This is a genomic window from Vibrio sp. YT-18 (genome assembly GCF_033337345.1).
Lineage (GTDB): Bacteria > Pseudomonadota > Gammaproteobacteria > Enterobacterales > Vibrionaceae > Vibrio > Vibrio alginolyticus.
Genome location: NZ_JAWOQO010000014.1, coordinates 1 through 20,923, shown reverse-complemented (window position 1 = coordinate 20,923; position 20,923 = coordinate 1). Strand labels below are relative to the sequence as shown.

Genomic DNA, 20,923 nt, shown 5'->3' with positions numbered 1-20,923 from the left:
GAATTAAGCCTTTTTGTTTAGGATATATTGCCCTTAATTTTTTGAATAGAGTACACCCAGTGAAGCGAGACGACTTGCCCCCGTAACTTCCGGTAAGTTGCTAGGGAGGCCGTGAATATGGCGCTGCGCAAGCCAAGCAAACGCCATTGCTTCCATGTAATCGCCATCAACACCTTTTTCTGCCGTTGTCGCAACGCTCCATTGTGGCAATAACTTAGCTAGTCGCTGCATCAAAAGCGGGTTTCTTGCTCCACCGCCACAGACTAATAGTTGAGGTGTGATGCCATGAGAAAACTTGTCGACTTCGTTGGCAATGGTAATTGCAGAATACTCGCAAAGTGTACGTTGTACGTCTTCGATTGGTAAATTGTGATGGGCCAGTTGTTGATGCAGCCAGTCAATATTGAACAGTTCTCGCCCGGTACTTTTAGGGGCAGGCATGGCGAGGTAAGCTTCTTTGAGTAATTGAGTCAACAAAGTAGCGTTTACCGTTCCTTTAAGTGCAAATTGTGCATCTTCGTCGAAGCTTTGCCCAGTATGCAGCGCACACCATGCGTCCATCAACATATTGCCCGGGCCTGTGTCATAGCCAATGACTGGTTGTTCTGGATGCAGTACCGAGATATTGGCAATGCCTCCAATGTTAAGCACCACAATTGTGGAATCCTGCATCGCAAAAATGCTTTTATGGAAAGCAGGGACGAGTGGGGCACCTTGTCCACCTAGCGCCATGTCTTTACGACGAAAATCCGCTACCGTATCAATGCCTGTCTTGACTGCGATAATGTTTGCATCGCCCAATTGAGTGGTAAACGGCAAGTTTCCGGTAGGCTGATGGAATACTGTTTGACCGTGATTACCAATCGCACGAATTTGCTCTGCGACGTAACCAGACTTATTGAGTAGCTGTAACACAGCATCTGCAAATAGGTGGCCGAGCTGGTGGTCAAGTTCACCTATGGCTTTTAAATTTGTTGCTTGACCGGTACAAACAGATAACAGCATGTCTTTTAGTGCTGCGGGCATTGGGTAGTCGTCGTGCGCAATCAGGCGAACGTGCTCATCGCTTATTTCAACTAGAGCGGTATCAACACCATCCATACTCGTTCCAGACATCACACCAATGTACAGTTCGTTAAATTTCATAGCCGATCTCGTCAATTCTTCATTCACTTATTGTAAAGCAAATCTGAAGCGAATAACCTCATCGAATACGAGATATTCAGCCGATTTTGAGGAGAAAACATGGGACCGTTATGGGTTGACGTTGCGGGGTATGAACTGACCGCTGAAGACAAAGAAATCTTGGAGCATCCTACGGTTGGTGGCTTAATTCTATTTGCTCGCAACTATCATGATAGCGAACAGCTTCAAGCACTTACTCAATCCATCCGAAAGGCGGCTAAGCGCCCGTTTTTGATCGGTGTGGATCAAGAAGGCGGCCGAGTGCAGCGCTTTCGTGAAGGTTTCTCATTAATTCCTGCTGCTGATGAGTACGCTAAACATCAAAATGGTGAAGAGCTTGCTCGTATGGGCGGTTGGTTAATGGCAGCAGAGCTGATTGCCCATGATATTGATTTAAGCTTTGCCCCGGTACTTGACCAAGGCCATCAATGTAAAGCGATCGGTAACCGCGCATTCGGTGAAGATGCCGATACCATTCTTCGCTATAGCACTGCTTATATGCAAGGAATGAAGAGTGTTGGCATGGCAACGACAGGCAAACACTTCCCTGGACATGGTGGCGTGATTGCAGACTCACATCTAGAAACACCATACGACGAGCGCAGTGATATTTTTGAACAAGATATGGCGATCTTCAAAGCGCAAATTGATGCCGGTATTTTAGATGCCATGATGCCTGCTCACGTGATTTTCCCACATTATGATGCTCAACCAGCCAGCGGTTCTGAATACTGGTTAAAACAGGTCCTGCGTCAGCAATTGGGTTTTAAAGGTTTGGTTTTTTCGGATGACTTGACCATGGAAGGCGCTGCGATTATGGGCAGCCCAGCCGAGCGAGGTGCTCAAGCATTGAGAGCTGGTTGCGATATGTTGTTAATGTGTAATAAACGAGAAGCGCACGTTGAGGTATTAGACAACTTACCGGTTTCAACCGTGCCACTCGCGGATGGATTACTAAAAAAACAGTCATTTTCTCCAAGCGAACTTAAGCTATCTCAAGAGTGGAAAGCGGCGAGTGAAGCGATGAAACGCTTGACTAGCTAAACCTTTTGTAAAAGATTCAAAACAGCGATGAGAAGCCAAAGTTAATTATACTTTGGCTTTTTATTTAACTGTAAACTTTAATTCACACTAAATGTTTTTTATTCTGTACGCTTGTTTTTCTTTTTTAGCCTGTTATCTTGTCGTTAAAGCTTAGTTGTCTCACCAAGGGTTTGGTTGGGTGTAAAAATAAATATACAGGTTAGAGTTATGCAGAAAAGTGAGTTGAGCAATATTAATATTATCGAAGAACAGGTTCTTATTACTCCGGAGGAACTAAAAACCAAGCTTCCTTTGAGTGAAAAAGCACGTCGCTTTATTCAAGAGTCTCGTCAAACTATCGCTAATATTATTCACAAGAAGGATCACCGCCTGCTTGTTGTATGCGGTCCATGTTCTATCCACGACGTAGAAGCGGCGAAGGATTACGCAAAGCGCCTTAAAGCACTCTCTGAACAACTAAGTGACCAACTGTATATTGTTATGCGTGTTTACTTTGAGAAGCCGCGCACCACGGTCGGCTGGAAAGGCCTGATCAATGACCCACACCTAGACGGCAGTTTCGATATTGAACACGGTCTGCATGTTGGACGCGAACTTCTGGTGGAGCTGGCAGAGATGGAAATCCCGCTCGCGACTGAGGCTCTAGACCCAATTAGCCCACAATACTTGGCGGATACTTTTAGCTGGGCAGCCATCGGTGCTCGTACGACGGAGTCACAAACTCACCGTGAAATGGCAAGCGGCCTGTCTATGCCAATCGGTTTTAAGAATGGCACCGATGGCAGTTTGGCAACCGCAATTAACGCGATGCAAGCTGCGTCCTCTAGCCACCGTTTTATGGGAATTAACCGTGAGGGACAAGTCGCACTGTTAACCACCCAGGGCAATGCTAATGGACATGTGATCTTACGTGGCGGCAAGCAAACTAACTACGATTCGGTATCAGTCACTGAGTGTGAGCAAGAGATGGCGAAATCTGGTCTTGATGCTTCATTAATGGTGGATTGCAGTCACGCCAACTCACGTAAAGATTACCGTCGCCAGCCATTAGTCGCGGAGGATGTGATTCATCAAATCCGTGAAGGCAATAAATCTATTATCGGTCTTATGATTGAAAGCCATATCAATGAAGGAAATCAATCTTCTGACTTAGCTCTTGAAGAGATGAAATACGGTGTATCTATCACTGACGCATGTATCAATTGGGATTCAACTGAGGCACTATTACGTCATGCACATGAAGAGCTAGTGCCTTTCTTAGAAAATCGTCTAAAGGCTAATTAATACAGGATTTAAGGAACATCAATGGCAGTTGAACTTAACGCATTACGCGATCAGATTGATGCAGTCGACAAGCAAATGTTGGAGCTATTGGCTCAGCGTTTAGCGCTCGTAGAGAAAGTTGGGGAAGTAAAAAGCGAACATGGTTTGCCAATTTATGCTCCAGACCGCGAAGCGGCGATGTTAGCTTCTCGTCGCGCTGAAGCTGAAAAAATGGGAATTCCTCCACAGCTTATTGAAGATATTCTGCGTCGAACAATGCGTGAGTCTTATGCCAGCGAGAAAGATTCCGGTTTTAAGTGTTTGAACCCTGATTTACGCTCAGTTGTTATTATTGGTGGTAATGGTCAATTGGGTGGCCTGTTTGGGCGTATGTTCAAATTGTCGGGCTACCAGGTCAAAGTTCTCGGCAGTAAAGACTGGGATCGTGCGGATGAGATTCTAGACAACGCGGGTTTAGTCGTGGTCACGGTGCCGATCCATCTAACGGAAGGGGTGATCGAAAAACTGGGGAACTTGCCGCAAGACTGTATTCTGTGTGACCTGACTTCTATCAAATCGAAGCCTCTGCAAGCAATGTTGAATGTGCATCAAGGTCCTGTGGTTGGTTTGCACCCAATGTTTGGCCCAGATGTTCCGAGCCTTGCCAAGCAGGTTATTGTGTACTGTGATGGCCGTGGTCACGAGCATTACCAATGGCTATTGCAACAGTTTGGGATTTGGGGCGCAAGCTTGTGCCAAATCGATGCACAAGAGCACGATCATGGCATGACGTTGATTCAGGCGCTGCGCCACTTCACTTCGTTTGCTTACGGTATGCACCTTAGCAAAGAGAATCCGAACATCGATCAGTTGTTGAAGTTAAGCTCGCCAATCTACCGCCTTGAATTGGCGATGGTGGGACGACTGTTTGGTCAGGATCCGAACTTGTACGGTGATATCATTTTCTCTTCTCAAGAGAATATCGATATGATCAAGCGATTCCATCAGCGTTTAGGTGATGCAGTAGCGATTCTGGATAGCAGAGACAAAGCGCGATTCATCGAAAGCTTTAAGCAGGTGAGTGATTGGTTTGGTACTTATTCTCAACAATTTATGAATGAGAGCCAAAACTTACTCAAACAGGCGAATGATAATATTCATCGCGGCTAATCACGGGTCATTTAGCCGTGCAGAGTCCGAAACAAAAAGAGCAGCGTAAGCTGCTCTTTTTCGTGTTGATGGACAAATCAGTTCGTCGCAGTATTACTCGTATCTTCACTTGATACTGTGTTGATACTGGTATCGCGATAGGGTGAATTGGTTAAATTGACTTGTAGGCGTACAACGTTATCAATCAATTGAACCAAAGGTCCCCATTTCACTTTTTTCTCTTTTTCAAAGACGTCATTGAAGTTTTCTGGCGTCCACTCCATTAAGTATTGAGGGTTGAGTGCTCGTCCGAGGAAGCGTACTTCATAGTGCAAGTGTGGCCCTGTGGAGTTGCCAGAGTTACCGCATTGAGCAATGATGTCGCCTTTACTAACAAACTGACCGCTTTTCACTTTGAAGCGTTGTAGATGAGCAAAGGAGCTCATAAAGCCAAATGAGTGACGAATGGTGACATAGTTACCATAACCACGATTGCTCGGGCGAACGGTTTCCACCACACCGTCAGCCGGTGCCAGGATCTCTTCTCCTCTTTTACAAGTCAGATCGATACCAGTATGAACATGCCTCTTACCTGAAATCGGATTAATACGACTGCCGTAAGAAGAAGAAATACGTTGGTATGTGACTGGGCTGTCATTTGGTATCAAACGGAACATCGTCGCGCGAACAGCAGAATCGATAGCGGCTGCGTCAATTCGCTCCTCTAACCCCATGCTGTTCTCATCGATCATCAACTCTTCGTCTGCGAGACCTAAAACCGATTCAACGTCGAATACCCGTTTGCCCAATAGCTGAATTTGATTGTTTTTGTCCGTCAAAGACTGGGAAAGCGAATGATTGGTATCAAGCTGTTCTTCGTAAAGAGCCGTCACTTCGGCCTTTTCACTTTCCAGTTTGGCGATGATTTGTGTTAGTTCGTCTTTATTGTGCATCTGCTGCTGATTAAGGTACCACGCGCCACCAACGACGGCGGGTAATGCCAATACTGAAGCAAATACTGCTAGGACCGAACTGCGGCCCAAATAGAACTGCTGATCGCCGTCTTTCGTCGGGATCTGCATGATGATTTTTTTAGACATAGTTATTGTTACTTAAATAGGCGTTCATTTATTTTTCTCCTAAAAACCAGAGAGGTGCTCTAACTCTCGATTCAGAAGGTCGTTATTGCCTACATTCAATTCTATAAATCGTTTTAGTTGGCTAATGCTTTCGATGTCTATCTTAGCGATCTTCAACCTAATCTCACACTTAGAGAGATCCACAACTTGCGCTTTTAACGTAATCACTTGTTCGGATTGATCAAATGAAAAAGTCACATGGACTGGAAGGGTTGGATCCAAAGCCTCAGTCTCTTCCACTTTCATGAGTAAACCATGCAAGGAAAGATCTTGAATCCTAGCTTCAATTGCCAAGTCACGTTGTTCTATCTTAGCTGGAGCTTGATGGAGAATACGTGAAAAGCGTCGTCTCTCTGTCATATGAATATTCTCGTCAGGTCGTCAAACAGAATTGAATAGTATATCAATACGAACAAAAAATGTTCGATTGTTGTTTGAAAAGTGTCGAGGTCGCTACAGAGTGACGTAAGTGCTATGTCATGTTCTTAACGAACGAGACGGGCTAATGAGCTCTTTTTATAACAAAGAAAACAAAGGCCGCTATGATAGCGGCCTTTGTACAAATTACAATCAAACTTTGTGGGTTGCGATTACTTCGCAATACGCTTGTATTTGATACGGTGTGGTTCTGCGGCTTCAGGACCCAATGTTTTCTTCAACCAATCCATGTACTCTGTGTAGTTACCTTCGTAGAAGTTAACTTGGCCTTCGTCACGGTAGTCAATGATGTGGGTAGCGATACGGTCAAGGAACCAACGGTCGTGCGAGATAACCATTGCACAACCAGGGAACTCTAGTAACGCTTCTTCTAGAGCACGCAGTGTTTCAACGTCAAGGTCGTTGGTTGGTTCGTCGAGTAGCAACACGTTACCGCCCGCTTTAAGCAGCTTCGCAAGGTGGACACGGTTACGCTCACCACCCGATAGTTCACCAATAATCTTTTGTTGGTCACTGCCTTTAAAGTTAAAGCGTGAACAGTATGCACGAGCTGGGATTTCGAAGTTGTTGATCTTAATGATATCAGCACCTTCAGAGATCTCTTGGAATACGGTTTTAGAATCGTCCATGCTGTCACGGAACTGATCGACAGATGCTAGTTTTACTGTATCGCCCATCTCAATTGTGCCCGAGTCTGGTTGTTCAGTACCACTTAACATCTTGAATAGCGTCGATTTACCTGCGCCGTTAGCACCGATGATACCAACAATTGCACCTTTAGGGATGCTGAATGACAGGTCATCAATTAGAACTCGACCGTCAAATGACTTGGTCAGGTTCTTCACTTCAATAACCTTATCACCTAGACGCTCACCTGGTGGGATAAATAGTTCATTGGTTTCATTACGTTTTTGATGATCAGAGCTTTGCAGTTCTTCAAAGCGAGCCATACGTGCTTTTGACTTCGCTTGACGACCTTTAGGGTTTTTACGTACCCACTCAAGCTCTTTCTCGATAGTCTTTTGGCGAGCACTCTCTTGGGAGGCTTCTTGTTGTAGACGAGCGTCTTTTTGCTCCAGCCATGAGGTGTAGTTGCCTTCCCATGGGATACCTTCACCACGGTCCAGTTCTAAGATCCAGCCCGCAGCGTTATCTAGGAAGTAACGGTCGTGGGTGATGGCTACTACGGTACCAGTGTAATCCACTAAGAAGCGCTCTAGCCAAGCCACTGATTCTGCATCTAGGTGGTTGGTAGGTTCATCAAGCAGTAGCATGTCTGGCTTAGAAAGTAGCAAGCGACAAATAGCCACACGGCGGCGTTCACCACCTGATAGGTGCGCAATTTTTTGGTCCCATTCAGGTAAACGAAGTGCGTTTGCCGCACGCTCAAGCGCATTTTCTAGGTTGTGGCCATCTTTCGCTTGGATAAGGGCTTCTAGCTCGCCTTGCTCTTTTGCAAGTGCGTCGAAGTCTGCATCTGGTTCAGCGTATGCTGCGTAGACTGCGTCCAAACGTTTCAGAGCGTCAGCAACGTCAGCAACCGCTTCTTCAACAACTTCACGAACGGTTTTTGATTCGTCTAATACTGGTTCCTGAGGTAGGTAACCTACGTTTAGACCAGGTTGTGGACGCGCTTCACCGTCGATATCCGTGTCGATACCTGCCATGATACGTAGCAGTGTGGATTTACCTGCACCGTTCAGACCTAAAACACCGATTTTCGCACCAGGGAAGAAGCTCAGAGAGATGTCTTTAAGAATTTGACGCTTAGGTGGCACAATTTTGCTCACCCGCGACATGGTATATACGTATTCAGCCATTGCCGATCGTTCCTAAATTAACTGTCATTCAAACCCATCATTTTATACCAAGTGCTTTGTTTTTGTTACCGCATTGCAAGAATTTCCCTAACGAATGGATTTCTTATTTTGAGCTGACCGGAAACTTACACGGTTAGGGTATACACTTTTGTTATTCGTTAAGAATGACGAAGTGTTTTCTATGCGAGTTAGAAACGCTTTGTCTCCATCGTCTTAAAAGTTTGACGAGTACAATTTTTAATACACTAAGTTGCTTTACATGGACATCTGCATTCTGTGTAAATAGATGCATGTGTGAAAATTGCCTTAACATCACATGAACTCTAACAAAACTAGGCTTTAGGGCAGTATATGTCTGGGGAAAATGACACAAATGAGATTCAACGTATCTGAATTGGCTAAAAACGTATGCTGCGCCGCCGCGTTGTGTGCTATGAGTTTGAGTGCTAATGCCGCGCTGAGTTTGGAAAAGCAGCGCGAAGTATATGAGCAAGCTCAAGATTTATTAGATAAAAATGACATCGACGGATACCTTTCGATTCGTCCTAAAATTTCTGACTATCCACTAACGCCTTATGTGGATTACCGCACTTTTATTAGACAGTTACCGGAAAAGTCACCACAACAGGTGAACGAGTTTATTTCTGAGCACGAGTCTTTTCCATTTTCTCGTCGAGTTCGCGCTCCATACCTCAATCATCTTTATAAGCAAAAAGATTGGAAAACCATTACTGAGTTTCAAAAAGTCATTCCTAGTGGTGAGCGTTACCAATGTATTTTCTACGTCGCTCAATTAAAGCAAGGCAAGAAAGTCGCGGCATTTAAAGGGGCTGAACATATGTGGTTACGTGGCATCAGCATTGCTGATGAGTGTGACCCATTATTTGCGGCATGGGACAAGGCGGGTGAGCGTACCGATGAACTGATTCTACAGCGTATGTTACTGGCGTTTGATGCTCGTAATGGCGGTTTGATGAGTTACTTGCTCAAACTGCCTAAATCAGCGCAGGCAAAGCAACAAGCCAAAGAAATGAAAGCGTTGTTTGATAATCCTTCAAGTGTTGCGGAATTCGCGAAGAAAAAACCTGCGAATGATTTTAATCGAGCGCAAAGTGAATATGCGTTAGAAAAGTTGGCTCGTATGAACACTAGCCAAGCACAAGGTGCGTACGATGCCGTCATTAAAGGACAGAAGTTTTCTCCAGAAAAAGCGCAAGAACTTGCCGACTATATTGCATTTCGATTGACTCGTACGGAGTCTGAGTCATTAGCTAAATGGCGCGATGATAAAACGAAAACCAGTCAGTACTTACCGTTGATTGAAACGCGCATCCGCTTAGCGATTCAAAATGCAGATTGGAAAGGCGTACAAGAGTGGATTGCTGTTCTAAATAAAGAAGAACAAGCCACGCTACGCTGGCAATATTGGCTTGGAAGAAGTGAAATAGCGTTAGGTGATGACATCGCGGGGAAACAGCGTTTAGCAACTCTGCTTGGGCAACGAAACTTCTACAGTGTGGCTGCCGCCAATGCAATCGGACAATCAATCAAATACCCAACGCATACGGTTAAGTTGGATAAGAAAGTTGTTCAACCCTATCAAGACTCGTTAGCTCGTATCGAAGAGTTGATCGCGACGGATAAAATCGCAGCAGCGAAGAGTGAATGGGCACACTTACTGCGCCGCGTAGGAAAAGATGAAAAGGCGATGTTGGCGGCTTATGCATCATTTAAACGTTGGCATCACCTAACGGTGACCGCGAGTATTCAAGCGCAGATGTGGGATAATATCGAACTTAGGTTCCCAATAGCACACCGCTGGTGGTTTAACTTTTATGCGAAAAAGCACAACATTGATCCCGTCACGATGATGTCTCTCGCTCGACAGGAAAGTGCGTTAGATGTTGAAGCCCGCTCTCCAGTTGGCGCTCGTGGTCTTATGCAGATCATGCCTGCGACGGCGAAGTACACGGCACGTAAATATAAGTTGAGTTATCAAGGTACGCAGGATCTCTACAATGTAGGAAAAAATATCGAAATTGGTAGCCATTATTTGCAAGGTTTATTAGAGGATTACGATAATAATCGTATTTTTGCTCTTGCTGCTTATAATGCAGGTCCTAACAGAGTAAAAACGTGGCGAGAGCGTACCCAAGGAAAAGTGGATGCTTATGCCTTTATTGAGGCAATTCCATTTAAAGAGACGCGCGGTTATGTACAAAACATCTTGATGTTTGAAACATACTATCGTGATCTTTTGGGTATCGATGGCGCGTTCTTGAATCAACATGAGATCAATACCAAGTATTGAGTGAGGTAACTTGATGTCGCACGAACCCGAGTACAAAGACTGGCAACAGATTATTGAGCTAATTCGAACAAGTATGGGCACCCAGCAAGATGACATGCTGTTAACTATGCTGATGTCACGTGATGAGAGAGAGTCATTAATATCACGCGTTAATATAATTAACGAACTTCTTAAAGGAGAATTATCTCAACGTCAGATCAGTCAGATGCTTGGTGTGGGCATTGCCACCATTACTCGTGGCTCTAACGAACTAAAGTCGAAATCTGATGAAGAAAAAGACAAGTTGAAAGTCTTGTTAGAACAAGTTGCGGTATCTAAGTAGACAGTATATCCAATTTGCTTTTAGGCCTTGGTGTTACAAGTGACTAAGATAACGTATTACAAAGGGCGGAAATATCCGCCCTTTTTGCGTATCTAGAGACTAGGGTGAGTGTTATAAATTTGAAGGAAAATGCTCAGGGTTTGTGAATGGAATCAAAGCCAGAATCAAGGCTTGGTGATAGACCGAGCTTCGAGTTAGCTGGTTTTGGGTTAGCAGGCTAATAGCGCCACCTTTCTGTTTGATATTATCAGTACCAAACACTTCGTCCATTACATCTCCCAATTCATTCGCATCCTTGAGTTTTTCCAAGACTTTTGGCGGCAACATTAAGCTTGCAGAACGAGATTCACCGCGGTGAGTCTCTGATTCAACCACCATCCAAGCAAACGTCACGTTTGCTTCAATTCCCGCTTCGAGACCGACATAGTAATCCGCGTTTGGCATCTCTACTTTTGCGTTTTTAACGCGGTTTAGCGCACCACGATGAGTTTCTTCATTCGTCATGGGCTGATCTGCGACCTCACTCGGTACACTGATGCCAACGAAGTTGAACTCTTGATGCGGAAATGCATTACGAAATGCACTTTGAACTGCATTAATTTTGGCTGGGTTTAGCGATGCGATTACGACTTTTTGGGTTGCCATGATCTTTTTACTCACTGGTGTCTATTAACTCAATTTTACTTGCGTAGGCTTTACGTTCTCACTCGGGTAACAGCCTAATACTTTCAAGTGCTTAGTGATTTTTGTTAGCTCTTCAAGTGCCTGTTGCATTTCTGTCGAAGCAAGATGTGATGTCAAGTCTACGTAGAACATCTCTTCCCACGGGTTCCCCATAATTGGGCGTGATTCCAGCTTGGTCATATTGATGCCGTAACGTTGCAGCACTAATAGTGTTTCAACCAATGAGCCTGCCTCTTGGGAGGTCGACATGATCAATGTGGTTTTTGCTGGAATCTGAGTAGAAACTTCAACCGGTTTACGAGCAACCACGATAAAGCGAGTATGGTTTTCGGTTTGGTTTGCGATGTTGCATTGAATTGCTTGCAAGCCATATAGCTTACCGCTTGATGCATTACCAATTGCAGCCACATCATCACGATCCATCTCTTGGACTTTCTGCATTGCATCTGCTGTGCTCGCGCAGGATTCCAGCTTTACCCCTTTCATACGGCTTAAAAACTCACTGCACTGTTGGTGTGGCTGAGGGTGAGAATACAGCGTTTTAATATCTTCCAGACGAATGTCTTTTTTCGCAACCAAGCAGTGTTCGATTGGTTGAGTTAGCTCTCCAACGATGTAAAGCGTCGTGTGTTGTAGTAAGTCATACACTTCATTAATAGAGCCTGAGCTGGTGTTTTCGATTGGCAGAACGCCATAATCAGCATGGCCAGATTCAACCGTTTGAGTCACTTCTTTAAAGTGCTCGCAGTTGAGCTCGATAAGCTCCGTATTTTTACGACTGAAGTATTCGCGACTTGCCAAGTGCGAATAAGAGCCTTTGGCTCCTAAAAAAGCGACGCGAGCAAGTGGCTTACGGCTTTGCTGTGGGTTAACGAGATTTTGCAGATAACTTTGTTGAAGCAGAACTGAGTCTTCAATGATGGTATGGAAAAGTTTGGTGATGTACTGCGCGTCAAGTTCGTATTTATCTTGGCCATTAGAAATCAGCTTGACCAATAATTGCTGTTCACGGACGGCGTCGCGAACAGGCTTTGAGGTTTGTACTTTGCTTTTGGCTACTTCAATGCTGAGTTTACGGCGCTCAGACAATAAGCTGAGAAGTTGGTCATCCAACTCATTCAAGCGTAAACGAATTTCTTCGAGGGAAATAGGTTGGTCAGTCATCAATTCTTTCCTTATAAAAAAGCCTCCCGATTTGGGAGGCTTTCTGTTTGTTTTTGACTTTTCTTTCACAAACGAGTTCGCCCCTCCAACTATGGGAGGAAAAAGAAGTCAAAAATAAACAGTGAGGTTAAATGCATAAATAGTGCTTAATTTATGAGTGTTTAAACACAATAAGCAAGGCTGGGGAGAGCGTCAAGCAAAAAAATAGCGCCTTTCGGCGCTATTTCCTCAATCTGTTCAGTTTACTCTTCTTCTTCCACTAGCTCAGGCTTACTTGCACGTCGAGCTTCAGGTTTGTGGGTCAGCTTGTTCAATTGTCGTTCTAGTTTTTGCTCCACTTCGTTGATAGCTGCGTAAAGATCTTCGTGAGTTGCTGAGGCAATGAGCTGGCCTTTAGGAACTTTGATAACCGCTTCGAATTTCTTCTGTTTGTTTGGTTCCTCACTGAAAGTTGCTTGGCAACCAATTAGGTCTACTTGCCATTTCTCCAGTTTTTTAAATTTGCTCTCAATATGAGCTCGGATTGCAGAGGTGATTTCGATGTTTTTGCCAGTGATATTCATTGTCATAAGTGTTTTTCCTCTGTTGCATCCCTCATGGGTTGAGTTCAGATTACCGCTTTAAGCATAAAAAAATGTGATTCAGATCATTATTTTGCTCGGGTTTTTTATGATGAAAAATGAATGTGATCTCACTCAAGAACTTCTGAGATTTATCGTGAAATTGCTTGTTATCGGTTAGTAAATCCGTAGATTGAATAGAGTACTCAGCTGAAAACGGCCTCGTTTTTAGGGAAGTTTTACGGCCTAATATTTGAGGTGGTTAAAATTTAACTACACGTAAGGTGTGATGACGATCACTGAGTCTTTCCAATGAATCCATTTAAAAAGCCGCTTACTGTACAAGCGGCTTTTTACTGTCTGGCATTTGGCTGACTTTTCGTAGCGGTATCATGAAAATGGGGTCTTTTGGGGCTAGTGAAACCCTTTCTAGACTTTTGACTTGGTCCAAACTTTCTAGTTGTTTGTATATTATGTAGTAGCGATTAATGCTTGTGACGTACCCAACCGTTGAGCTTAAACTTTTCCGCATAACGACTTCCACGTTATTAAACCAAACATTAGGATCGTAACCTTGTTGGGCTGCACGCTTACGAATACGCTCTACATTGCCGGGGCCCGCATTGTAAGCCGCCAATGTAAAGTAGAGTTTATTTTGTGCAGTAATATCAGGATCACTGAAGTACTGCTTACGCAAAAAAGCTAAGTATTTCACTCCAGCATGAATGTTGTTTTCTAATTGTCGAACATTTTTGATATTGATATTCGGATCTTGAGCGGTGCTGGGTAGGACTTGCATTATGCCAACGGCACCTCGGCTTCCAACTAGGTCGTTATTAAATCCTGATTCCTTGTAAGCGATTGCTGCGATCAGTAAATAGTCGATATCGTATTTCTCACCATAGCGTGAAAATAGCGCTGCGAGTTTTTCTAGTTGAGCAATTTTCTTAGGGTTAAGAGCTCTGTTCAACCATCCCGTGTTATCGATGTATTTACCGTAAATAACGTTACCGAGTAGTGTCCCAGAGCGAGACTTCTGGATGAACTTATTCACGACGGCTTTTAATTTGGGACTATTTTCTCGCATTGCCCAAGCAATTTTGCCATTTTTGCGGATAGGGATTTTTTTGTGCACCCGAATATCATCCATCACTTTCAGCCAAAGCTTGGCTTTATGGCTATCGAGAACAATGGCTTTGACGTAACCATTGTTGAGCATTCCGACCAGCTCATAATCTTGAAGTGTTTCTTCAATAAAGTGCACGATAACAGGCGGTAAGCCTTTTTTGTTTAGTTTCTTATTTAGTGTCTGAATGCTTTCAAAGTAGCTAGAGCTGGCGCGCACCCAAATCTCTTTGCCGCTCAGTTGTTCGATTTTCGTCATCGTTGGTGTGCTTTTGTTTGTCACTACCCACTCTTGAATGTCAGTGAGAATGGGTGAACTGAACTCCACTTTCTGTTTGCGCGTGTCGGTAATAGTCAGGTTGGCGACAACTAAGTCACCTGAACCGTTTTCTAAGGCTGGCAGTAGCTGGTCGCGGGCAACAGGAATAATTTGTACGTTAAGCTTTGGTTTGATTTTACGAAGGTCTTTTTCGAAATGCGCCAGCAATTCCGCGCCTATGCCTTTTGGTGTGCCGCCCTCAATGTAGTAAAAGCCTAAATCAGCAGAAACTAAGACGCGCAGTACATTCTTCTCCTTGATGACATCGAGGTCCCCAGTATAAGGAGGCTGTTTGAGCGGCGAGATTTGCAGTGCGCAAACGGAAGCAGACAATAGGAGCAGCATAACTGCGCAAAGCTTAGATATCGTCACGTTCACATCCTTTTTATAAAGGGGGGAGGAGAACTTTAAGCATATGTGGAGCTAGGAAGATCATCAAGAAAGGGCTGAATACACTATTGAGAGTAGTAAAAAACCGCCACGGTAAAAACGGTGGCGGTTCAGTTTAAAGCAAGTTCAATTACTTCACAGGGTTGAGCTCTATAAGCTTTTCAGTTCTTGCTACGGCGTCTTCCAAACCAAGTTGCTTGTAGGCCTCTAGCTGGATAGTCAGTGACTTACGTGCAGCTTCTGTGTCTGGATACGCTTTTTGTAGCTCTTGGCTGCGATTAATAGCAGCGACCCAAGCTTCACGGCGAAGGTAGAAGTCAGCAGTCGCTAAATCATAGTTCGCTAGACGGTTTTTCAGCGCGACCATACGTTTTTGTGAATCTTCTGCATATGGGCTATTCGGGTAACGTTGAAGTAGTTTTTTGAAGTCATCAAACGCTTTTTTTACCGGTTCAGGATCGCGATCGCTTCGATCTACGCTGAATAAATCATGCATAAAGTTACGATCTTGCGCCATGTGGCTTAGACCTCGCATGTACAGCACCCAATCCATCTTTTCATGGGTTGGGTTTAAACGCATAAAGCGAGAAATGGTTGCCAAGCCCAAAGCAAGGTCGTCGTTTTTGTAGTACGCATAGATTAGGTCAAGCTGCACCTGTTCAGAGTAGGCACCGAATGGGTAACGTGAGTCTAATGCTTCCAGTTTCTCAATTGCAGAAAGCCAATTACCACTTTGAAGAGAAATCTGTGCGTCTGCATACAGTTCCGAAGGCGGCACATCAGGAACGATTTCTTCTTTGCTTGCACATCCAAACAGAAGGGATACCGCTAAAAGGCCTGTTAAAGTCTGACGTTTCATATCAGGAGTCTGTTCCTTGAATCTAAATATTTCTTAAGCTGCCGTTACTTTCTTTCCAGTAACAGATACAATGACGTAATAGTCTATTTTTTCACAGTCGTGAGCATTAGTCTCACAGTTTTTAAAAAAGTTCGATATGGCTCAGCAGATTGTATTAACAAATACCGTAAAAGATAGCCAGTTAGGTCAACGTTTAGACCAAGCTATCGCCGAATTATTCGCGGACTTCTCTCGCTCGCGCCTAAAAGAGTGGCTGCTTGATGGGAAAGTTCAAGTTGATGGTGAAGTTGTCACTAAACCTCGTACCAAAGTAATGGGTGGCGAGGAAATTACATTGCAAGCCGAGTTAGAAGATGAAGAACGCTGGGAAGCGCAAGATATCCCGCTAGATATTGTCTATGAAGATGAAGATATTATCGTTATCAACAAACCTCGTGACTTTGTGGTTCATCCGGGCGCTGGTACGCCTGATGGCACTGTACTTAATGCGTTGTTGCATCATTACCCTGATATTGCAGAAGTACCTCGTGCAGGTATCGTGCACCGTTTGGATAAAGACACAACGGGTTTGATGGTGGTGGCGAAAACCGTTCCTGCACAAACTCGTCTGGTTCGCGCACTGCAAAAACGTAATATTACTCGTGAGTACGAAGCGATCGCTATTGGTCGTATGACTGCGGGCGGTAAAGTGGATCAACCTATTGGTCGTCACTCTACTAAGCGCACGCTTATGGCGGTGGCACCAATGGGCAAACCAGCAGTAACGCACTACCGTGTTGCTGAACGCTTCCGCGAACACACGCGTATTCGTTTGCGTCTAGAAACGGGTCGTACGCACCAGATTCGTGTGCACATGTCTTATCTTCAGCATCCGCTGCTCGGTGATATTGCATATGGTGGACGTGCTCGCATCCCGACAGGTGCGTCTGAAGAGCTAACGGCAATGATCCGGGGCTTCGATCGCCAAGCATTGCACGCAGTAATGCTGCGCTTTGAGCACCCAATTACGGGCGAAGTTCTTGAGTTTCATGCTCCAGTGCCTGATGACATGGTTGTGATGACTGAAGCGCTTCGTCAAGATACAGAAGAGCACGGCTTACCGGAAGAATTCTAATATGAAGACGATCATTCCGAACTGGCCAGCGCCTAAAAATGTCAAAGCTTTCGCCTCAACACGCATAGGCGGATTTTCGACAGGCCCTTACCAAGGGCTAAATTTAGGTACTCACGTTGGGGATGATTTGTCTTTAGTAGAGAAGAACCGAGCTTGGTTGGCGCAACAGGCAAGCATGCCAAATGCGCCAATCTGGTTAAACCAAACGCATTCAACCGTTGTGGCTCAAGCAAATGAACCAACAACACAGGTGCTTGATGCGGATGGTGTATTTACTTCTTCAAGCCATGTTGTTTGTTCAGCGATGACCGCCGATTGTTTACCTGTATTATTGACTAATACACAAGGTACGCAAGTAGCCGCTGTTCACGCAGGTTGGCGCGGCTTAGCAAATGGCATTGTCGAAAATGCGTTAGCGTTGTTTTCTGGTGAAGTGATAGCGTGGCTTGGCCCCGCCATTGGCCCTCAAGCCTTCGAAGTGGGTGAAGATGTTCTGCAAGCTTTTGTTGATTTTGATTCACAGGCGAATCAAGCATTTGCTCCACGCGATATCGACGGTAAATGGTTTGCTGACATGTCGGTGCTGGCAACGCAACGTCTAAACCGGGCTGGTGTGACACAAGTGTTTGATTCTGGACTTTGTACTTACCAAGATAAAGCCTCTTTTTACTCTTATCGCCGTGATGGTAAGACTGGTCGACAAGCAACCTTTATTTGGATCGAAGACTAGCTATAAGCACCAAAGTGCTAAGATGCATACTACTATTTTTGCAAAGCTATCTTTATTCATTCACTCCCTTGAAATTCCCCACCCGAGTATCCATCTTTCTAACTGTCAAAAGAATTTCCTTTAGTTGAGGTTAGGAAGGTAGATATGCGTCTTGATCGATTCACAAGTAAGTTTCAAATCGCTATCTCTGATGCTCAATCACTAGCGTTAGGGCGCGATCATCAATATATCGAGCCAGTTCACCTCATGGTGGCTTTGCTTGATCAAAATGGCAGTCCAATTCGTCCATTGCTTACTATGCTGGATGTGGACGTAACGCATTTACGCTCTAAATTGAGTGAAATGTTAGATCGATTACCAAAAGTCAGTGGCATCGGTGGGGATGTTCAGCTCTCTAGCTCGATGGGCACATTGTTTAACCTGTGTGACAAAGTGGCGCAAAAGCGTCAAGACTCCTATATCTCGTCTGAAGTCTTCCTGCTTGCCGCTTTAGAAGATCGCGGACCATTGGGGCAATTGCTCAAAGAGATCGGCTTAACAGAGCAAAAAGTCAGCCAGGCAATCGAAAAGATCAGAGGTGGTCAAAAGGTCAATGATCCGAATGCAGAAGAGCTTCGTCAAGCATTGGAAAAGTTCACCATAGACCTTACCGAACGTGCAGAGCAAGGTAAATTGGATCCGGTTATCGGCCGTGATGATGAAATCCGTCGTACTATCCAGGTATTGCAGCGTCGTACTAAAAACAACCCTGTGATTATCGGTGAACCAGGCGTAGGTAAGACAGCAATTGTTGAAGGCTTAGCGCAGCGCATAGTTAACAATGAAGTACCTGAAGGTCTGCGTGGTCGCCGTGTGCTATCACTGGATATGGGCGCACTGGTTGCTGGCGCGAAATACCGTGGGGAATTTGAAGAGCGTTTAAAATCAGTATTGAATGAACTTGCTAAAGAAGAAGGCAACGTCATCCTCTTCATTGATGAACTACACACTATGGTCGGTGCTGGTAAAGGTGAAGGCTCAATGGATGCGGGCAACATGCTAAAACCGGCATTAGCTCGTGGTGAGCTGCACTGTGTTGGCGCAACAACATTGGATGAATATCGTCAGTACATCGAAAAAGATGCAGCATTAGAACGTCGTTTCCAAAAAGTGCTGGTGGATGAGCCGACCGTTGAGGATACCGTGGCGATTTTACGTGGCTTGAAGGAGCGTTATGAGCTTCATCATCACGTCGAAATTACCGACCCAGCGATTGTTGCTGCGGCGAGTTTGTCACATCGCTATGTCTCCGACCGTCAGTTGCCGGATAAAGCGATTGACTTGATTGACGAAGCGGCTTCAAGCATTCGTTTACAAATTGACTCTAAGCCAGAGTCCTTGGATAAGCTTGAGCGTAAAATCATCCAACTCAAAATTGAGCAACAAGCACTAAGTAACGAGCACGATGAAGCGAGTGAAAAGCGTTTGAAAGCGCTTAATGAAGAACTCAATGAAAAAGAACGTGAGTACGCTGAACTAGAAGAGGTTTGGAATACAGAAAAAGCAGCTCTTTCTGGCACTCAACATATTAAGTCTGAGCTTGAACAAGCTCGTATGGACATGGAGTTTGCTCGCCGTGCTGGCGATCTAAACCGTATGTCGGAGCTTCAATATGGTCGTATTCCTGAACTTGAGAAGCAGTTAGATCTTGCAACCCAAGCTGAAATGCAGGAAATGACGCTATTGCGTAATAAAGTAACCGACAACGAGATTGCAGAAGTACTTTCTAAGCAAACCGGCATTCCGGTATCCAAGATGCTAGAAGCGGAAAAAGAGAAACTACTTCGTATGGAAGACGTGCTGCATAATCGTGTGGTAGGGCAAAGCGAAGCGGTCTCTGTTGTATCGAATGCCATTCGTCGTAGTCGAGCTGGGCTTTCTGATCCAAACCGACCAATTGGCTCCTTCTTATTCTTAGGTCCAACTGGTGTGGGTAAAACAGAGCTTTGTAAGACACTTGCGAGCTTTATGTTCGACAGTGAAGATGCGATGGTCCGTATCGATATGTCTGAGTTCATGGAGAAACACTCAGTGGCAAGATTGGTGGGTGCGCCTCCAGGCTATGTCGGATATGAAGAGGGTGGTTACTTAACTGAAGCGGTTCGTCGCAAGCCGTATTCGGTAATTTTGTTAGACGAAGTAGAGAAAGCGCATCCGGATGTATTTAACATTCTGCTGCAAGTTCTCGATGATGGGCGTTTAACGGATGGTCAAGGTCGTACTGTTGACTTCCGTAATACGGTTGTGATCATGACATCTAACTTGGGTTCATCTCGTATCCAAGAGAATTTCGCAACATTAGACTATCAAGGTATCAAGAGTGAAGTGATGGATGTGGTTAGCAAACACTTCCGCCCAGAGTTCTTGAACCGTGTTGACGAAATCGTGGTGTTCCATCCACTTGGTCAAGAGCACATTAAGTCCATTGCTTCTATTCAATTGGAACGTTTGGCGAAACGACTAGAGGAGAAAGGCTATCAACTAGAAGTTTCCGACAAAGCACTCGACTTGATCGCTCAAGTTGGTTTCGATCCTGTGTATGGTGCGCGTCCTTTAAAACGTGCAATTCAGCAGAATGTCGAGAACCCGTTAGCCAAATCAATTCTTTCTGGTGAAATCGTTCCAGACAAGACAGTGCAGCTAATTGTTACTAATGACCAAATTTGTGCTCATCAATAATTGTATGGATACAGTAAAATTGAGATAAAAATCACACTAAAGGGGCCGTTTGGCCCCTTTTCTATAGTTTTTTAGAGTCTTTTGTCTGTTTTCTATACGAATAAACTAAAAAGGTGAGTTTTTTTAAAAAATGCACTTGTGTTCTTTAATGAACTCCCTATAATGCGCCTCCGTTGTCACGGGAAAGCAAGTGAAGCGGAACCTAAACAACTACGGTTAGTGAGTTAAAATTAACTCGCAGATAAATAACTTAAAAAAGTGTTTGACACGATAAGTTATCTAGCTAAAATAGCCGTCCACTTTGAAGAGAACTTCGAAGTGTGCTCTTTAAAAATATAGACCTATCAATCTGTGTGGGCACTCGTTGATGATAATCCAATTAGAAGCTTAGGCTTCAAATTAGGTTTCAATGATACGAAGTGACCATTGAATCGAAAGATTCAGCACAGTCAATTCAAACATTACTTCTGCTATTTATTAGCGAAAGGAATGTTCAGTATTCATTGAGCCGAACAAAATCTTAAATTGAAGAGTTTGATCATGGCTCAGATTGAACGCTGGCGGCAGGCCTAACACATGCAAGTCGAGC

General features: G+C 44.5%; 17 protein-coding genes, 1 rRNA gene and 1 other annotated feature. Of the genes, 9 read left to right on the top strand and 9 right to left on the bottom strand.

Going from position 1 to position 20,923, the window contains the following annotated elements:
* Positions 1–33: 33 nt before the first annotated feature.
* The gene (locus R7M72_RS17745) at positions 34–1,146 is read right to left on the bottom strand and encodes an anhydro-N-acetylmuramic acid kinase (protein ID WP_215810541.1); all 1,113 of its coding nucleotides are present in this window, start codon (positions 1,144–1,146) and stop codon (positions 34–36) included.
* 99 nt (positions 1,147–1,245) lie between these two features.
* Here R7M72_RS17745 and nagZ point away from each other — a divergent pair, with 99 nt between their 5' ends.
* From nagZ to tyrA, 3 genes are all read left to right on the top strand, one after another.
* Complete coding sequence (gene nagZ / locus R7M72_RS17740) at positions 1,246–2,229, top strand: beta-N-acetylhexosaminidase (RefSeq protein ID WP_005381905.1); 984 nt, start codon at positions 1,246–1,248, stop codon at positions 2,227–2,229.
* 207 nt (positions 2,230–2,436) lie between these two features.
* Positions 2,437–3,513, top strand: coding sequence for a 3-deoxy-7-phosphoheptulonate synthase (locus tag R7M72_RS17735; RefSeq protein ID WP_005381904.1), 1,077 nt, complete (start codon positions 2,437–2,439; stop codon positions 3,511–3,513).
* Positions 3,514–3,534: 21 nt separating this feature from the next.
* Positions 3,535–4,662: a bifunctional chorismate mutase/prephenate dehydrogenase gene (gene tyrA, locus R7M72_RS17730; RefSeq protein ID WP_206959259.1), complete on the top strand. Its 1,128-nt coding sequence runs from the start codon at positions 3,535–3,537 to the stop codon at positions 4,660–4,662.
* 77 nt (positions 4,663–4,739) lie between these two features.
* On the opposite strand, the gene R7M72_RS17725 is transcribed toward tyrA, so the two are convergent.
* The 3 genes from R7M72_RS17725 to ettA all read right to left on the bottom strand — a co-directional run bounded on the left by R7M72_RS17725 (position 4,740) and on the right by ettA (position 8,038).
* Positions 4,740–5,741, bottom strand: coding sequence for a M23 family metallopeptidase (locus R7M72_RS17725; protein ID WP_005381900.1), 1,002 nt, complete (start codon positions 5,739–5,741; stop codon positions 4,740–4,742).
* Positions 5,742–5,780: 39 nt separating this feature from the next.
* Positions 5,781–6,140 carry a PilZ domain-containing protein gene (locus R7M72_RS17720; RefSeq protein ID WP_033906113.1) on the bottom strand — a complete coding sequence of 120 codons (360 nt, stop codon included), beginning with the start codon at positions 6,138–6,140 and terminating at the stop codon, positions 5,781–5,783.
* A 230-nt stretch (positions 6,141–6,370) separates the two neighbouring features.
* On the bottom strand, positions 6,371–8,038 hold the full coding sequence (gene ettA, locus R7M72_RS17715) for an energy-dependent translational throttle protein EttA (protein WP_005381894.1): 1,668 nt from the start codon (positions 8,036–8,038) through the stop codon (positions 6,371–6,373).
* A gap of 364 nt (positions 8,039–8,402) precedes the next feature.
* Between ettA and sltY the strand changes: the two genes are divergently transcribed.
* Both sltY and trpR read left to right on the top strand, forming a co-directional pair.
* Positions 8,403–10,349 carry a murein transglycosylase gene (gene sltY / locus R7M72_RS17710; RefSeq protein WP_042521869.1) on the top strand — a complete coding sequence of 649 codons (1,947 nt, stop codon included), beginning with the start codon at positions 8,403–8,405 and terminating at the stop codon, positions 10,347–10,349.
* Positions 10,350–10,362: 13 nt separating this feature from the next.
* Positions 10,363–10,671 carry a trp operon repressor gene (trpR, locus tag R7M72_RS17705; RefSeq protein ID WP_005381892.1) on the top strand — a complete coding sequence of 103 codons (309 nt, stop codon included), beginning with the start codon at positions 10,363–10,365 and terminating at the stop codon, positions 10,669–10,671.
* A 111-nt stretch (positions 10,672–10,782) separates the two neighbouring features.
* On the opposite strand, the gene yjjX is transcribed toward trpR, so the two are convergent.
* From yjjX to bamD, 5 genes are all read right to left on the bottom strand, one after another.
* The gene (gene yjjX, locus R7M72_RS17700) at positions 10,783–11,316 is read right to left on the bottom strand and encodes an inosine/xanthosine triphosphatase (RefSeq protein WP_005381891.1); all 534 of its coding nucleotides are present in this window, start codon (positions 11,314–11,316) and stop codon (positions 10,783–10,785) included.
* A gap of 24 nt (positions 11,317–11,340) precedes the next feature.
* Positions 11,341–12,519, bottom strand: coding sequence for a prephenate dehydratase (pheA, locus tag R7M72_RS17695; protein WP_315956860.1), 1,179 nt, complete (start codon positions 12,517–12,519; stop codon positions 11,341–11,343).
* Between the two features lie 12 nt (positions 12,520–12,531).
* Positions 12,532–12,653 (bottom strand) — a sequence feature (Phe leader region).
* 108 nt (positions 12,654–12,761) lie between these two features.
* Positions 12,762–13,088, bottom strand: coding sequence for a ribosome hibernation-promoting factor, HPF/YfiA family (gene hpf, locus R7M72_RS17690; protein WP_005381889.1), 327 nt, complete (start codon positions 13,086–13,088; stop codon positions 12,762–12,764).
* Between the two features lie 325 nt (positions 13,089–13,413).
* Positions 13,414–14,895 carry a lytic transglycosylase F gene (locus tag R7M72_RS17685; protein ID WP_315956861.1) on the bottom strand — a complete coding sequence of 494 codons (1,482 nt, stop codon included), beginning with the start codon at positions 14,893–14,895 and terminating at the stop codon, positions 13,414–13,416.
* Between the two features lie 148 nt (positions 14,896–15,043).
* The gene (gene bamD, locus R7M72_RS17680; RefSeq protein WP_005381876.1) at positions 15,044–15,772 is read right to left on the bottom strand and encodes an outer membrane protein assembly factor BamD; all 729 of its coding nucleotides are present in this window, start codon (positions 15,770–15,772) and stop codon (positions 15,044–15,046) included.
* 136 nt (positions 15,773–15,908) lie between these two features.
* Between bamD and rluD the strand changes: the two genes are divergently transcribed.
* The 4 genes from rluD to R7M72_RS17660 form a co-directional block, all read left to right on the top strand.
* On the top strand, positions 15,909–16,886 hold the full coding sequence (gene rluD, locus R7M72_RS17675; RefSeq protein WP_005381875.1) for a 23S rRNA pseudouridine(1911/1915/1917) synthase RluD: 978 nt from the start codon (positions 15,909–15,911) through the stop codon (positions 16,884–16,886).
* Between the two features lies 1 nt (position 16,887).
* Positions 16,888–17,616 (top strand): peptidoglycan editing factor PgeF, encoded by a 729-nt coding sequence (gene pgeF / locus R7M72_RS17670; RefSeq protein WP_005381874.1) that lies wholly within the window; start codon positions 16,888–16,890, stop codon positions 17,614–17,616.
* A 144-nt stretch (positions 17,617–17,760) separates the two neighbouring features.
* On the top strand, positions 17,761–20,334 hold the full coding sequence (gene clpB, locus R7M72_RS17665) for an ATP-dependent chaperone ClpB (protein WP_005381873.1): 2,574 nt from the start codon (positions 17,761–17,763) through the stop codon (positions 20,332–20,334).
* Positions 20,335–20,856: 522 nt separating this feature from the next.
* Positions 20,857–20,923, top strand: a 16S ribosomal RNA gene (locus tag R7M72_RS17660); the annotation flags it as partial.